13 protein-coding genes and 1 tRNA gene are annotated in these 15,348 nt (G+C 71.0%); 10 read left to right on the forward strand and 4 right to left on the reverse strand.

The window, feature by feature from the left end; translation table 11 throughout:
- Positions 1–9 precede the first annotated feature (9 nt).
- Together ACTMTF_RS21665 and ACTMTF_RS21670 are read left to right on the forward strand one after the other, a co-directional pair.
- On the forward strand, positions 10–1,092 hold the full coding sequence (locus ACTMTF_RS21665) for a GNAT family N-acetyltransferase (RefSeq protein ID WP_441112325.1): 1,083 nt from the start codon (positions 10–12) through the stop codon (positions 1,090–1,092).
- Positions 1,089–2,210, forward strand: coding sequence for a DegT/DnrJ/EryC1/StrS family aminotransferase (locus ACTMTF_RS21670; RefSeq protein ID WP_441112326.1), 1,122 nt, complete (start codon positions 1,089–1,091; stop codon positions 2,208–2,210). Before ACTMTF_RS21665 ends, ACTMTF_RS21670 begins: the two co-directional genes overlap by 4 nt.
- 6 nt (positions 2,211–2,216) lie before the next feature.
- Here the strand turns inward: ACTMTF_RS21670 and pdxR are convergent, their stop codons facing one another.
- Positions 2,217–3,599, reverse strand: a complete 1,383-nt coding sequence (gene pdxR / locus ACTMTF_RS21675) for a MocR-like pyridoxine biosynthesis transcription factor PdxR (protein WP_441112327.1) — start codon at positions 3,597–3,599, stop codon at positions 2,217–2,219.
- Between the two features lie 72 nt (positions 3,600–3,671).
- Between pdxR and ACTMTF_RS21680 the strand changes: the two genes are divergently transcribed.
- The 8 genes from ACTMTF_RS21680 (at position 3,672) to ACTMTF_RS21715 (ending at position 12,593) form a co-directional block, all read left to right on the forward strand.
- Positions 3,672–4,346, forward strand: coding sequence for a pyridoxamine 5'-phosphate oxidase family protein (locus tag ACTMTF_RS21680; RefSeq protein ID WP_441112328.1), 675 nt, complete (start codon positions 3,672–3,674; stop codon positions 4,344–4,346).
- Between the two features lie 87 nt (positions 4,347–4,433).
- Positions 4,434–6,917 carry a protein kinase domain-containing protein gene (locus ACTMTF_RS21685; RefSeq protein ID WP_441112329.1) on the forward strand — a complete coding sequence of 828 codons (2,484 nt, stop codon included), beginning with the start codon at positions 4,434–4,436 and terminating at the stop codon, positions 6,915–6,917.
- 112 nt (positions 6,918–7,029) lie between these two features.
- Positions 7,030–8,730, forward strand: a complete 1,701-nt coding sequence (locus ACTMTF_RS21690; protein WP_441112330.1) for a serine/threonine-protein kinase — start codon at positions 7,030–7,032, stop codon at positions 8,728–8,730.
- 20 nt (positions 8,731–8,750) lie between these two features.
- Positions 8,751–10,274 (forward strand): hypothetical protein, encoded by a 1,524-nt coding sequence (locus ACTMTF_RS21695; protein WP_441112331.1) that lies wholly within the window; start codon positions 8,751–8,753, stop codon positions 10,272–10,274.
- Between the two features lie 47 nt (positions 10,275–10,321).
- The gene (locus ACTMTF_RS21700; RefSeq protein ID WP_441112332.1) at positions 10,322–11,407 is read left to right on the forward strand and encodes a DUF2510 domain-containing protein; all 1,086 of its coding nucleotides are present in this window, start codon (positions 10,322–10,324) and stop codon (positions 11,405–11,407) included.
- Positions 11,408–11,477: 70 nt separating this feature from the next.
- Positions 11,478–12,071 (forward strand): oligoribonuclease, encoded by a 594-nt coding sequence (gene orn / locus ACTMTF_RS21705; protein ID WP_189136750.1) that lies wholly within the window; start codon positions 11,478–11,480, stop codon positions 12,069–12,071.
- 66 nt (positions 12,072–12,137) lie between these two features.
- A tRNA-His gene (locus ACTMTF_RS21710) sits at positions 12,138–12,213 on the forward strand.
- 182 nt (positions 12,214–12,395) lie between these two features.
- On the forward strand, positions 12,396–12,593 hold the full coding sequence (locus ACTMTF_RS21715) for a helix-turn-helix domain-containing protein (protein WP_441112333.1): 198 nt from the start codon (positions 12,396–12,398) through the stop codon (positions 12,591–12,593).
- A 41-nt stretch (positions 12,594–12,634) separates the two neighbouring features.
- Here the strand turns inward: ACTMTF_RS21715 and lat are convergent, their stop codons facing one another.
- From lat to trhA, 3 genes are all read right to left on the reverse strand, one after another.
- On the reverse strand, positions 12,635–13,915 hold the full coding sequence (lat, locus tag ACTMTF_RS21720) for an L-lysine 6-transaminase (protein WP_441112334.1): 1,281 nt from the start codon (positions 13,913–13,915) through the stop codon (positions 12,635–12,637).
- Between the two features lie 66 nt (positions 13,916–13,981).
- The gene (locus ACTMTF_RS21725) at positions 13,982–14,524 is read right to left on the reverse strand and encodes an HdeD family acid-resistance protein (RefSeq protein WP_441112335.1); all 543 of its coding nucleotides are present in this window, start codon (positions 14,522–14,524) and stop codon (positions 13,982–13,984) included.
- Between the two features lie 172 nt (positions 14,525–14,696).
- Complete coding sequence (gene trhA / locus ACTMTF_RS21730; RefSeq protein WP_441112336.1) at positions 14,697–15,341, reverse strand: PAQR family membrane homeostasis protein TrhA; 645 nt, start codon at positions 15,339–15,341, stop codon at positions 14,697–14,699.
- Positions 15,342–15,348: the final 7 nt, after the last annotated feature.

Genomic DNA, 15,348 nt, shown 5'->3' on the forward strand with positions numbered 1-15,348 from the left:
TAGGAGCCCATGCACGTCACGCTCGTTCGCCCCAGCGAGTTGGGAGCATCCGAAGTAGGCCGCTGGCGCGCGCTTCAGGAAGCCGACCCAGCTTTCGACAACCCGTTCCTGTCTCCCGAGTTCACGATCACGGTCGGCGAACTCCGCGACATGGTATGGGTAGCGGTCGTCTATGACGGACCCGACATTGTGGGATTTTTCCCCTTCGAGCGTCATCCGCTGGGCATCGGCAGACCGGTGGCCGCCGGCCTGACCGACGCGCAGGGCATGATCCACGTCAAGGACGCCGACATCCATCCGCAGCGGCTGCTCAAGCTGTGCGGGCTCGCCGTCTACGAGTACGACCATCTGGTCGCGGACCAGCCGGTGCAGGGCGCCATGGCGGACGCCTACCCGTCGCCGGTCATCAACCTGCGCGACGGCTACGGTCCGTACACCGAGTTCCTGCGCGAGCACTCCGGCAAGACCTACAAGAGCACGCTGGCCAAGTCGCGCAAGCTCCAGCGCGACATCGGCGAGGTCCGGCACGACTACGCGACCCCCGACCTGGCGCCGCTGCGCACGCTGCTGTCCTGGAAGACCGACCAGTACCGGCGCACCGGCCGCACCGACCGCTTCGCCCACCAGTGGATCGTCGAGCTGGTCGAGCGCCTGCTCGACACCCGCACCGACAGCTTCGCCGGCGTCCTCGACATGGTCTACGTCGACGGCACGCCGGTGGCCGGGCACTTCGGCATCCGCACCCGCACCACCCTGGCCGGCTGGTTCCCCGCCTACGACACCGCCTTCGCCAAATACTCCCCCGGCCTCATCCAGCACCTGGCCATGGCCGAGAAGGCCGCCGAGTCCGGCATCCTGGTGGTCGACATGGGCCGCGGCCACAAGGAGTACAAAGAGAAGCTCAAGAACGGCGAGCTCATGGTGACCGAGGGCCGCATCGCCCGGCGCAGCCCGTCGGCAGGCGTCCACTGGATGCTGCGGGTGCCCGCCCGCAAGGCCCGCGCCACGGTGCTGGCCAACCCCCTGCTGCACCGGACCGCCGACAAGGCGCTGAAAACGTACGGACGGTTGCGTGCCGTCCTGCCCCTGTGAGACTGATCGCGGAGCGCACCGGTAGGCACTGCTTACTGCTGCCCTCCAACCGCCTCGGCCTCTACCTGGCGCTGCGCCACTGGTGCACGCCCGGCCAGCGGCTCCTCATGTCGCCCATCTCGGCCGACGAGATCCTCTTCCTCGTGCTGGCGGCGGGCCTGCGCCCGGTGATCGCGCCGCTGTCGGCGCGTGACGGCAACATCGACGCCGCCCAGGTGGACCTCTCCACGGTCGACGCGGTCCTGACCACCAATCTGTACGGCCTGCCGGACCAGGTGTCGGCGTTCACCGGCAAGATCCTCATCGAGGACGTGGCGCACGCCATGGAGACCAGCGTCGACGGCCGGCCGCTCGGCACCTTCGGTCAGGCCGGGGTCTTCAGCCTGTCCAAGCATCCCGGCGCCGGCTCGGGCGGGGTCCTGGCCGTCGAGCACGCGGCGGACCTGAAGGCCCTGGAACGAGCCCGCGACCAGCTGCTCCAGCCGGGCGCCTTCCGCGCCGATTTGCTCAGTGTGGCCACCTCGATGGCCCGCCAGGCGGCGCTCAGGCTCGACCTCGTCCGTCCCGCGCTGCGGCTGGCGCGGGCGCTGGGGCTGCAGGAGCCCCGTGACGGCTACCGCATCCCGCTGCTGGCCGAGGCCCTGTCGAAGGCGCTGCCGCACGCTCCTCTGCTGCCGCCCTTCGACCCGTGGGTCCAGGCCGACCTGCACTCCTACCGCACCGAGCGGGGCCGACTGGCCCGGTGGTACCAGGAGCGGCGGGTGGCGGCGGTGCCCAGGGAGCGCTCGCGGAGGCTGGCGGGCGTGGCCCGGCTCGCCACCCTGCCGTCGGCCGCCTCAGCCGTCCGCGACCACCTCGATCAGCCGCTGTTCCGCGTCCCGCTGCTGGTGCGGGAGCGCGACGCCGCCATCGCCGAGCTGGAGCGGCACGGGGTGGCGACGGGCTATCTGTACGACCCGCCGTACGACGACTACGCCGAGCCCTTCACCCAGCCCTCCGACGACCCGGCCGCGGCCCGCTGGTGGGCGCGGCACGTCCTGCCTGTCGACCCGCTGTTCGCCTCCCGCTCGCTGCCGGTGCTGCGCAGCCTGGAGCCTGCCTGGGAACGCGTCCGATGACCCGGCTCAGGCCGCGCTGCCGATCAGCTCGGCGAGGATCCGGCACCCGCGCCTGACGTCGGTGAGCGACGCCGAGCCGTAGCCGATCACCAGGCCGTGCAGCCGCTCGGGGCCGAAGTGGTGCCGTTCGACCGTGTCGAGCAGGACACCGCGCTCCGCGGCCCGCTCCACGATGTCCGGCCCGGTCCCCGGCGCCAGCTCGGCCAGGACGTGCAGCCCCGCCGTGTCCCCGCGCAGGCGGCAGACCTCGCCGAGGACCTCGACGACCACGGCGCGGCGGCGCGCGTACTCCAGACGCATCCTGCGCAGGTGCCGGTCGAGGTCGCCGCGCTCCAGCAGGGTCGCCACCGCGTGCTGCACCGGGCCGCTCGTACGGTCACAGACGGCGCGCCTGATCTCGGCGATCCGGTCCAGCAGTTCGGGGGCGCCGACCAGCCAGCCGACCCCGATGTCCGGCGCCAGCGACTTCGACAGCGTGCCCAGCAGCACCACACGGGCCGGGTCGAGGCCGTAGAGGGCGGGCAGCGGGGCGACGTCGTAGCGGAACTCGGCGTCGTAGTCGTCCTCCACGACGATCGCGCCGGTGCGCCTGGCCCAGGCGAGCAACCGCTCCCTGCGCGGGATCGGCAGCCGCCCGCCCACGGGATACTGGTGCGCCGGCGTGGTGTAGAGCAGGCGCAGGTCGTCGGGCAGCCCTTCGGCGATCACCCCGTCCTCGTCCACCGGGCACGGCACCACCTCCGCTCCCCTGGCGGCGAACACGGTGCGGGCCACGTGATAGCCGGGATCCTCCACGCCCGCCCTGGTGCCGGCGCCGAGCAGCGCCAGCGCGCAGAGGTCGAGCCCGTTGCCGGTGCCCCTGGTGACCAGGATGTTCTCCGGCCCCACCGGCACGGACCTGGCCCTGCGCAGGTGGTCGGCGAGCAGCTCTCTGAGATGCGGCAGGCCGTAGGGGTCGGGGTAGTCGCCCGGAGGCAGCTCGGCGGCCTTGCGCCAGGCCCGCTTCCAGGCCGCCCGGTCGTAGTCGCGGACCCACGGGTGGCCCGGCGTCAGGTTGATCTCCTTCTCGCCCGGCACGACCCGACGCCGCATCCTGGGGCTGGGGGTCTCCGGCACCGAGCGGCGGGGCGAGTCCAGCGTGGCGACGAACGTGCCGGAGCCGTGCCGTCCCTCCAGCCAGCCCTCGGCGTAAAGTTGCTGGTACGCCTCCGTGACGACCGTCCGGCTCACGCTGAGCTGGTCCGCGAGCCCACGCGAGGAGGGCAGCCGCTCCCCGGGCGCCAGCGACCCGGACAGCATCGCGCCGCGCAGCCAGTCGGCGAGCTGCGTGGTGAGCGGGACGGCCGCCTCCCGGGACAGGGAGATGGGCAGGTCAACAAGGGAACGCACGGAAGTGGTCTCCGGAAAGTGTCCGATAGTGGCTCTCCAGGATAGGTCCACTTTCCCGTTACGGTCGTGCTCATGCTCTCCACCACCGCCCGGACCCGCCTCGGCCGCGAGAAGAACCGGGGCAGCGCTGACCGGAACGATCTGTACGACGTGCTCGACGCCGGCCTGATCTGCCATCTGGGCGTGGTGGTCGACGGCCACCCGATGGTGATCCCCACCGGCTACGGCCGGATCGGCGAGACCCTCTACCTGCACGGCTCGACCGGCGCCCGGTCCCTGCGCGCCGCCGGCTCAGGCGGCTCGGACAGCTCGGGCGGCTCCGGCGGCTCCGGCAGTGACGTGTGCGTCACGGTCACGCACGTCGACGGCATCGTGCTGGCCCGTTCGGTCTTCAACCACTCGGTCAACTACCGCTCGGCGATGATCTACGGCCGGGCCCGGCCGGTGACGGACGAGGAGGAGCGGATGGCGGGCCTGCGGGCGCTGACCGAGCAGCTCGCCCCCGGCCAGTGGGACTACGCCAGGCCGCCCACGGCCAAGGAGCTCGCCGCGACCGCCGTGCTCGCGCTGTCTCTGGAGGAGGCGTCGGTCAAGATCCGCCGGGGCGCGCCGATTGACGACGAGGCCGACTACGCGCTGCCCGTATGGGCGGGAGTGCTGCCCATTGACACCAGATGGGGCGAACCACAGCCAGACCCGGTGCTTCCCAAAGAAATCGGTATACCTGTTCACATATCAAGCCGGTAGTAGTTCCATAAACACGGGCCGCCAGGCAAACCCGGCCCCCGGATCGAACGTCTCATCAGGTGGGCCGACTTCTGATGGGAGAGCCAAATGGAGTGGGAAGCTCCTGGTTACACGGAAGTCAAGCAGATCGGGGCCGGTGTCAGCGGCCGGGTCGTGCTGGCGGTGCACGACGAGACGGGCATCAAGGTCGCGATCAAGTACCTCTCGCAGAGGTGGCGGCACGATCCGGTGGCCCTGGCACGGTTCCGGTCCGAGGCCCGGCTGCTGACCACGCTGCGCGACCCGAACGTCGCCACGCTGTGGGAGTACATCCAGGACCAGCACGGCGCCGCCATCGTGATGGAGTTGGTCAACGGCGTCTCCCTGCGTGCCCTGCTGCGCGAGAACGGCACCACCGGGCCGGAGGCGGCGCTGGTCGTGCTCAAGGGCTCGCTGCTCGGCCTGGCCAAGGCCCACTCCCTGGGGCTGGTGCACCGGGACTACAAGCCCGAGAACGTGATCGTCCGCGAGGACGGCGCGAGCAAACTGGTGGACTTCGGCATCGCCGTACGGGAGGGGACGATCTCCCAGCCCGAGGGGACGCCTCCGTACATGGCGCCCGAGCTGTGGTCCGGGCAGCCCTCCACGGCCGCCACCGATGTCTACGCCGCCACGGCCGTGTTCTTCGAGTGCCTGACCGGGCACCGGCCCTACCGTTCGACCGAGCCGACCGTCCTCGGCTACCAGCACGTACACGTCCCGGTGCCCGCCCACGACGCGCCCGAGCCGGTGCGCGAGCTCATCCTGCACGGCATGGCCAAGGACCCGGCGGCCCGCCCCGCCAGCGCGGAGGCGTTCCTGGCCAAGCTGGAGGCGACCGCCAGGGCCGCCTACGGCGAGGACTGGGAGGAGCGCGGCAGGCGCCGGCTGGGCGCGCTGGTGGTGCTGCTCGGCCTGCTCTTACCGGTGCCGCAGACCTCGCCGCCCGCGCAGGTCACCACGTCACTGGCACAGACGGTATTCCGGAGCGGGCGCGGCGGCGCGGTCAAGGCGGCGAAGGGCGCCACGCGCGGGGTGCGCGGCGGCGCGGTCAAGCTGGCGATGGGCACCACGCTCGCCGCCCTGGTGGCCGCGACGGTGATCATCGTGATGGCCAACCGTGACCGGCCGACGCCGTTCAACCCGGTGGCGGCCGCGCCCTCGGAGTCGAGGCCACCGGCCGGGCTGTCGTCGCCGCCCTCCGCCGCGCCGAGCCGGACGACGGCCGAGACCCCGGCGGCCGTCCCGCAGGTCGGCCCGCAGCAACTGATCACCGACAGTCCGTCCCTCGGCCAGCCGCCCGCCTCCGACTCCCTCTCCCCCACGACGACCACCGGCCCCCCACCCGCCTCGACGCCCCCCTCCACCTCGACCCCGACGTCGAGGTCGACACCGTCGTCGCCCCCCACCGCGACGTCCACCCGCAGCACACCGCCGAACTCGGGCCCGCCCACCGGCACCCCGACCACCCCGCGGGTCACCACCCCGCCCGCGACCACCCCACGAGTCACCACCCCGCCGGTCACGACACCACCCGTCACCACCCCACGAGTCACCACCCCGCCCGTCACCACGCCGCCGGTGACCACGCGGCCCGTCACCGCTGTGTCGCGGCTCACCGTGGACCGCTTCACGGTGGACCGCGCCGTGGCCGGTGGGACGTACACCGTCGGCGCCACCGGCACCGCGCCGATCGTCCTGACCGCCGCCTGGCGGGTGGGCGGCGAGACAGTCCACAACGAGCGGGTACGGCTCAGCGGCGCCACCTCCTACACCGGCTCCCTGCGGCACGTCCTGCGGGAGCCGCCGTGCGGCGAGCGGGTCACCTTCACCGTCAGCACCACCCCGGCGGCCCCCGGCGGGGCGAGTTCGTCCACGGTCAGCGTGCCCGAGTGCCCGACGCGGGTGACCGGGCTGCGCGTCGGCCTCCGGATGGACGCCGCGTCCGGCGTCGCCCGCGCCCAGGTCACCATGACGACCAGCGGCACCGCGGCGGTGCCCGTGACGGCCGCGTTCGCGGTCAACCGGGATCAGGTCGGGACACGGGAGGCGACCCTGTCCGGGCGGACCTCGTACAGGCAGTCCTTCACGCACACCTTCAGGTCCCGTCCGTGCGGTGCCGTCGTCACGGTGCGGGTGCGCGCGGGCGGGCGCACGGCGACCGGCCGCGCGGAGGTCACCTGCCCGGCTGAGGTGAAGCGGGTGTCGATCTCACGCGCCGTGCTGGACGGGAACACCGCCACCGCGTCGATCGCGGTGACCACCGGCAACACACGGCCCGTACGGGTGAACGTGGTTTTCGCCCTGGACGGCAGGATCGTCGGCGCCAAGGCGGTTACCCTGTCCGGCGAGACCTCGTACCTCACGACCGTGAGCCACGCCTACGGCGAGGTGCCGTGCGGGGCGTCCTGGCGGGTACGGGCCGGCACCCGGCCCGCGGCGGGCAACGGAGGCGACTCGGCGGGCGGCAGGACCCCGGCCTGCCCGCAGCCCGAGGAACCCACGAAGAGCCCCCGGCCAGAGAGTTCGGATACGGGCGAAACCATTAACTGACCTGCCCTTACTTACTTATCGGGATATTACCTGTCATAGGTCTGTAGCGGCTGGATAAACTACGCTCCTTCTGTATAGGGCGGGGGCCCAGAGGACTCCAGGAGGAGACCGTATGTACGGGGATAGTCAGTGGGGGGTTCCCGGATACACCGAGGTTCGCGAACTCGGCAGCGGAGCGACCGGCAGAGTGGCCCTGGCCCGGCGGGACCACGACGGGGCCGAGGTCGCCATCAAGTACCTGTCCGACGAGCTCAGGGCCGACGTGGGCTTCGTGGCGCGCTTCCGGCACGAGGCCAGGCTGCTCGGCACCATGCGCAGCCCGCACAACGCCCGCCTGATCGACTACGTCGAGACGGGCTACGGCGCGGCCATCATCATGGAGCTGGTCAACGGCGTCTCGTTACGCGAGTTGGTCAGGTCGCAGGGCCCGACGGGCCCCGAGGCCGCGCTGACGGTTCTCAAGGGCTCGCTGCAGGGTCTTGCGGCCGCTCACGCGATGGGCGTCGTGCACCGCGACTTCAAGCCGGAGAACGTGATCGTCCAGGGCGACGGTGAGAGCAAGCTCGTCGACTTCGGCATCGCGGTCATGGCCGGAGAGGGCACGAGCGCCGCCGGCACCCCGCCGTACATGGCGCCGGAGCAGTGGGCCGGCCACCCGGCCTCGCCCGCCACCGATGTCTACGCCGCCACCGTGGTGTTCTTCGAGTGCCTGACCGGCGCCCGCCCCTATCGGGCCCCCAACCTCGCCGCGCTCGCGCGGCAGCACCAGAGCGCGCCGCCGCCGGTCGAAGAGGTGCCCGGCCCGCTGCAAGGACTGGTCGAGCGGGGCCTGGCCAAGCACTCGATCGAGCGCCCACCGTCCGCCGAGGCGTTCCTCACCGAGTTGGAGGCCATCGCGGCCGACGCGTACGGGCCCGATTGGGAGGAGCGCGGCAGGCGCCGGCTGGCCAGTCTGGCCGGTCTGCTGCTCCTGATGTTCCCGAACGCGCCCGAGGCTCCCGCCGAGGTGGGGACCACCCTGGCGGAGACCCGCTTCAGCGAGCCGGCCAAGGTGATGGGCAGGTTCCCGGCCAAGGTCGTGATCAGCACGGCGTGCGCCGGCGTGGTGATCGCGATCGGGGTCGTGCTGGTGAACACCCTCGACGAGGAGCCCGTGCTGCGGGCGCAGACCTCGCAGGTGACGCCGAGCGCGCTCCCGCCCGAGACCGAGCCACCCGGGGCGGAGCCGACCGAGACCGAGCCACCCGTCGAGCCCGAGGAGGAACCGACACCCGAGGCGACCCCTGCGGAGCCGACGGAGACCGCGAGCGTCGCCCCGCCCGTCGTGAACCCGACCACCACCAAGACTCCCATCAGGAGCCCCAAGGTGAAGACCCCGGCGGCCAGGCCCACCCGCACGCGGGTGAAGACGCCCGCCCCCACCACCGCCGGGCCCTCGGACCCGGTGCTGAACAGCAAGCCCCGGAACGACGACGACGGCGTGCCGATGGTCACCCGGACCCCGCAGCCGACCCGATCGCCGGTTCGCACCCCCGACACCCGGCCCACCCGGTCCGAGATCCCCACCACGAATCCCGGTACGCCCACCACCTCGTCCAGCGGGGGTTCCACTCCCCGCGACACACCTACCGACTCCGACGGGAACCCGGTCACCCCGCGCTCGACGAACGTTCCCGAGATCAAGCGGGTGCGGGAGTCCGCGGTCGCGGCCCCGGCCGCGCTGCTCGCGCTCGGCCTGATGACGTCCGGCGCGGTTCCGGTCACACTGGCGGTGAAACGTCGCATGGCGGGACGGCACCGCACGAAGCGCTAGACGGGCCGGGGGAATCGTCGATGACCAATCCGAGAAACGGCATCGCCGGATTCCAGTTGACCGAGCACACCTGGATCACCGAGGTGGGCAACTGGATCGACGCGATCTCGCCCGATGGCCGCCGGGCGGGAGCGCTGCTGTTCGACGCCCGCATCATCGACACGCCGGGCGTGCGCGACCGGGTCGTGTCGGCCGTGCTGACCGACCGCGGGCTGGCCCTGGGCGGGCTGCCCGGCCTCATCCCGGTCGCCGACGTGGTGGCGGCCGGGCCGCAGGTGTGGCTGCTGACCGCGCAGGCCGTCACCCCGACCCTGACCGGCCTGCTGGCCACCGGGTCGGTCGACGCGAGCGGCGCGGCGTCCGTGCTCGCCGAGACGGCCCACACCCTCGTCGCGCTGCACGCGGCGGGGGTCACGCACGGCTCGGTGCATCCCGGCACCGTGGTGATCACGGCCGAGGGCGGCGCGCTGCTGTCGGAGCGCGGCCTGTCGGACGCCATCCACGGCCGGCTGTCCACGCCCGAACGCGACGCGTCCGGATGGGCGGCGCTGGCCCGCGGACTGGCCGCCTCGTGCGCGCGCGACGCTCCCAGGGCCGCCGACCTCTTCGAGCGGGCCGCCGTGACGGCGACCACGCGGGGGCTCGCGGCGGCCAGGAGCATGCTGCTGGCCGAGCGTGACCTGCTGCCCGGTGGCGTGCTCAGCCGGCACGGGCTGGCCCAGGCGGCCCGCGGCCAGTCGGTGTTCGCGCAGCCGGCCGCGTACACCAGACCGGAGGACGCGGCCGGTCGCGGCCGGGAGGCGGACCGCGACGAGGGCGACATCGTCACACTGCTACGCGTCCCGGGCACAAGCACCGGCCCGGGCCTGGGCACCGGCCCCGGTGCGGGCGCGGGGGCCGGGATGGGCACGGGACCGGGGGGTCAGTATCCCGGCTCGGACGCCGGTGGGTTCGGGCAGGCGTCCACCGGGGGGCAGGCGATGCTGGGCAGCCAGGCGTCGACGCACCCCAGTCCCGGCGACCAGGGCGGGGTGCGCTTCGGGCCCGGCGTGGGGGCCGGGGCCGACACCGAGACACCGGCCGAGCGGATCTGGCGCGAGGGGCGCGACGGGCCCCGGCGGGGCTCGGCGAGGCGTGCCAAGGCGCGCCGCCGCCGGACGATCCTGGCCGCGGGCATCCTCGCGGTCGTCCTGGCCGGCGCGGCCGTCGCCTGGCTCAGGCTGGGCGACTCGCCGGACCTGGCGGTCGCGTCCGTCGCCGTCAAGGCCCCGAAGAAGACCCAGCGCTGCAACAGCTCCGTGCTCATCACCGGCACGATCGTCACCAACGGCGAGGCCGGCGAGATCACCTACGAGTGGCGCAAGAACCTGGACAAGGAGGTGGTCAAGGCGACCCTGGAGACCACGTCCGACAAGACCTCCTACAGTGTGCCGCTGAGGTGGTCGCTGCAGGGCAAGAGCACCGTCAAGGCCACCGCCACGTTACGGGTGCTGTCGCCGGGCCCGGCGCGCACCGGGAAGGCGAGCTTCACTTACCGGTGTTGAACCACGCAACAATGCATCTCAAACCGGTTCTTACTACTCTGACGGACATGACCACGCAGACCCCCGCGGGCTGGTACCCCGACCCCTACGGTTCGCCACAACTCAGGTGGTGGGACGGCTCCCAGTGGACGGACGCCACCCACCCCTTGGAACAGCAGGGACCCCAGCAGCAGCCGCCCGCCGGCCCCCAACCGGCCTCGGGCCCGCAGCAGCCCTACGGCAACCACCAGCCCGACTGGTCGGCCACCCCCGCGAACCCCACGCTCGCGTACGGCCAGGCGCCGCAACCTCCCCACGGCCGGCAGCAGCCCACCCAGTGGGGCGGCGCCCCGCTGCCCGGCGCCGGCTACGGCCCGCCGCGCAAGCAGAGCAATCCTCTGCCGTGGGTGTTCGGCGGGCTGGCGGCGGTGGTCGTGATCGCGGTGATCGTGGTGGCCGGCGTCTTCGTGGTCAACAACAGCTCCGCCCCGGTCGCGATGCCCTCCGAGTCGCCCTCGCAGAGCCTGGAGGAGACGCCGGAGCAGACTCCTGAGTCGACGCCTGAGCCGACGCCGTCCGCCGAGCCGCCCACGGCCTCGGCCGAGCTCCCCGCGCCGGAGTCAGGTCGCGTCACCGACCCGAAGGCGGAGGTCTCGTTCGAGGTGCCCGAGGGCTGGGAGGTGCCGAAGACCCCGATCAACGGCAGCGACCCGCGAAGCCAGCAATGGACGAGTGGCGTCCAGAAGACCTCGCACGACAACTACGACGGCAAGAATGCCAGCTGGATCGGCAACGTCTACACCGGGACTCTGAGCGAGAGCTATCCCTACGCCGGGGCGTCCGGGCTGAGCGCCACGGCCAAGACCATCTTCCTGGACTTCAACGCCAGGTACTACGGCCTCCCGCACAAGAACAAGATCATCGCCGACAAGGCCCTGAAGATCGGTGACCGGGACGCCTGGGTGCTCCAGTTCGAGCTCGACTTCACCGAGGAGTCGGAGAAGAACGACTACAAGTGGAAGAAGGAGAACGGCGCGATCGTGCTGATGGACCGGGGGGAGGGCCAACGACCGGCCCTGGTCTACATGTCCGTCCCGGACAATCTCGGCACCGACGTCGTCAGCGACGTTCTGAGCTCGCTGAAGCCCGCCTGACCGGTGGCACTAGGCTGGTGGGACAAGCAAGCGGGCGGATCGCTCCGAGCCGCTGCGGCGAGGAGAACGAATGAGTGACGTGCTGGTCTGGATCGACTGCGAGATGACGGGGCTCGATCTCGGGCGCGACGCGCTCGTCGAGGTGGCGTGCGTCGTCACCGACAGCGAGCTCAACCAGCTGGACGAGGGCGTCGACGTGGTCATCAAGCCGCCGCCGGAGTCCCTGGAGCAGATGTCGCAGGTGGTCCGCGAGATGCACACCGCCTCCGCGCTGCTGCCCGAGCTGGCGGGCGGCGTGACGCTGGCGGAGGCGGAGTCCCTGGTGCTCGACTACATCCGCCGCCACGTTCCGGAGCCGAAGAAGGCGCCGCTCTGCGGCAACTCCATCGGCACCGACCGCACGTTCCTGTCCAGGGACATGCCGGCGGTCGACGGCTACCTGCACTACCGCATGATCGACGTTTCGTCGATCAAGGAGCTGGTGCGCCGCTGGTATCCACGCGTCTACTTCGCCGCGCCGGAGAAGCAGGGCGGCCACCGGGCGCTGGCGGACATCACCGAGAGCATCAGGGAGCTGCGCTACTACCGCGCGGCCGTGTTCGTGGGTCAGCCGGGGCCCGACTCGGCGACCGCCCGGACGCTCGCCGAGCGTGTCACGGGTTAATCAGTGGCGTAAAGGGTCCCGAAGACCGCTACACTTTTCCTGTGCCGCTCATGCGGGTGGCTCGTGGTGGGTGTAGCTCAGGCGGTAGAGCGCCAGGTTGTGGTCCTGGATGTCGAGGGTTCAAGTCCCTTCACTCACCCCAAGGCGTAACGGCCGGTCCTTCGGGACCGGCCGTTGCCGTTTTTTCCAACATTGTCCCCAAAACATGACAATGCGAGTTATGCTCGCTGTCTACCGCTAACGCCGGAAGCGCGGGGGCCTCGGCGATCTGACCGTCTTCGTTCCGGAGGCCGGATGAGAGTCGACGATGCAGCGTTTGACAGCGTGTTCACGTCCTTGAGCAAGCGCGAGGCCGAGGTCATGGATCTGATCGCCACCGGTCAGTCCAACGGCCAGATCGCGCAGCGATTGTTCCTCAGCGAGAAGACGGTGAAGAACCACGTCAACCGCATCTACGCCAAGCTCGGCGTGGACTCGCGGGTCACGGCCATCGGCCTGTGGCTGTCTCGCTCCTCCGAATAGCCGGTACGCCCCCCGCCGGCGCCGGAGATGTCCCGCCAGGGCTACGAGCGCTGTTCCAGGGACGTCGACAGGGCCGCGAGGCCGTGGTCGAGGTCGTGCTCGGAGATGTTCAGGGCCGGGCGCAGCCGGATGGAGCGCGGGCCGCACGGCAGCACCAGGACGCCCGCCTCCTCCCTCAGCTGGGTGACCAGGGCGTCGCGCTCGGCGGTGCCGGGCAGGTCGAAGGCGCACATGAGGCCCCGGCCGCGGACGTTGGAAACGGTAGCCGGGTGCTCGGCTTCGAGCTTGGTGAGCCGTTCGAGGATAAGAGCGCCCAGCGTGCCGGCGCGCGGGATCAGGCCGTCCCGTTCGACGATCTCCAGCAGGCCCCTGCTGCGCACCATGTCCACCAAGCCGCCGCCCCAGGTGGAGTTGATCCGGCCGCTCTGCCGGAAGACGTTGTCGGACACCTGGTCCAGGTGCCCGCCCGCCATGATGCCGCCCACCTGGACCTTCTTGGCGAAGGCCACGATGTCGGGCGACAGGCCGAGCTGCTGGTAGGCCCAGGGGGTGCCGGTCGTGCCGCCGCCCGTCTGGACCTCGTCCAGGACGAACAGCGCGTCGTGCTCGTGGCAGAGGCCCTGCATGGCCTGCAGGAACTCCGCGCGCATGTGGTTGTCGCCGCCCTCGCCCTGGATGGGCTCGGCGATGAAACAGGCGATGTCGTACGGATACCGCTCGAACGCGGCGCGAGCCTGGGCGAGCGCTCGTTCCTCGGCCGCCTCGACGTCGCCGTGGTGGATGGCCGGCACGTCGATGCGCGGCCAGTCGAAGACGGGGTACCGCTCGGTCTTGACCGGGTCGGTGTTGGTCAGGCTCATCGTGTAGCCGCTGCGGCCGTGGAAGGCCTTGGTGAGGTGCAGGACGCGGGTGCCGAGAGCGGGCGATCTGCCTTCGGCCTCGTTGCGGCGGCTCTTGTAGTCGAAGGCGGCCTTCAGGGCGTTCTCGACGGCCAGGGCGCCCCCCTCGACGAAGAACAGGTGCGGCAGGGCGGGGTCACCGAGCACCCGGGTGAAGGTGTCGACGAAGTCGGCCAGATGCTCGGTGTAGATGTCGGAGTTGGCGGGCTTGTTCCGCGCCACCTGGCCGAGGAGCCGGGTGAAGTCCGGATCGAAGGGCGGGTTCACGCCGAGGGGAGCTGAGGCGAAGAAGGTGTAGAAGTCCAGATACCGGCGGCCGTCGCGGGCGTCGACGAGCCAGGGCCCCTGGCTCAGCTCCAGATCCAGCACCAGGCGGTAGCCGTCGACGAGCAGGTGGCGGGCAAGGCGGGCGTGTACGTCCATGTCTCCTCCACGTATGGCCGGACATTCAATACATTCCCCTCCTCAACCCCGATATATCCGTAAAATTTACGGATATTGGCTCTTTGGCACCATCTTCTTCACCCGGAACGACAGCGCGACCAGCGCGATGCCGTACAGGATGGCGAAGATCGCGATCAGCCAGACCAGGCTGAGCATCCCCGCCCCCGGCCAGATCAGCAGCAGGATGCCGAAGATCACCGACAGGGCGCCGGCCAGGATGAGCGTCCACTCGTTGTCGATCACCTTGCGAAGCCGGATGCCGTCCATGATCTCGGCCACCCCGGTGAAGATCGCCCAGAAGGCGATGACGTACAGCAGCGCCAGCGACGTGATCCCCGGCCAGATGAATGCCACCAGACCCGCCAGTATCCCGAAAATTCCGGAAATGATGAGCCAGGCCCGCGACCGCGCCCCATGCCGGAACGCCGAGAAGAGCGAGAAGACCCCGTCCACGATCGCGTAGGCACCGAAGAAGATCACCAGCACCAGCAGGGTGATACCGGGCCAGATCAGCGCCAGGATCCCGAAGATGATCGCCGCGATGCCGCGGATGAGCACCAACCACCAGGTGCGCGCGAGTTGCTCCATTCCGGACTGTTGTCCGCGCCGAGCACCCGCCCAACCCCTGACAAGGTCAAAACTGTGTGACTGGTGATGGACAAGGTCAAAACTGTGCGGTTGGGGATAGACAAGGTCAAAACTGTGCGGCTGGGGATGGACGCGGTCAAACGCGTGACGCGAGCACGTGGTCAGAACCGCGTCACTGGGAGTAGACGACGATCGACACCGCGATGTACTGGACCAGGTAGGCGGCGATGGTGAAGGCGTGGAAGACCTCGTGGTAGCCGAACCAGCGCGGCGACGGGTCCGGACGGCGCAGCCCGTACACGATCGCGCCCGCGCTGTAGAAGACGCCGCCGACGGCGACCAGCACCACGGCGACCATGCCCGCGCCCTGCAGGAGTTGCGGCATCACGAAGACGGCGGTCCAGCCGAGCGCCAGGTACAGGACCGTGTAGAGCCAGCGCGGCGCGCCCATCCACAACACCCTGAACAGCACGCCCGCCAACGCCCCGCCCCAGGTCACGGTGAGCACGGCGACCCTGGGGATCCCGTCGAGCGCGAGCAGCGCGAACGGCGTGTAGGTGCCCGCGATGATCAGATAGATGTTGGCGTGGTCGAGGCGGCGCAGGACCTCGGCCAGGCGGGGGCCGAGCGTGCTGCGGTGGTAGGTGGCCGAGATGCCGAAGAGCAGCGCGGAGGTGATCGCGTAGATGGCGGAGGCGAGCCGGGCCTGCAGGGTCGGCCCGAGGGCCACGAGCGTGAACCCCGCGATCAGCGTCACGGGCAGCGCCCCCGCGTGCAACCACCCCCGCAGCCTGGGCTTAACGGTGATCGTCGTCATATAACCT

Origin of the sequence: Nonomuraea sp. ZG12, assembly GCF_052068115.1 — a bacterium.
Classification (GTDB): Bacteria; Actinomycetota; Actinomycetes; order Streptosporangiales; family Streptosporangiaceae; genus Nonomuraea.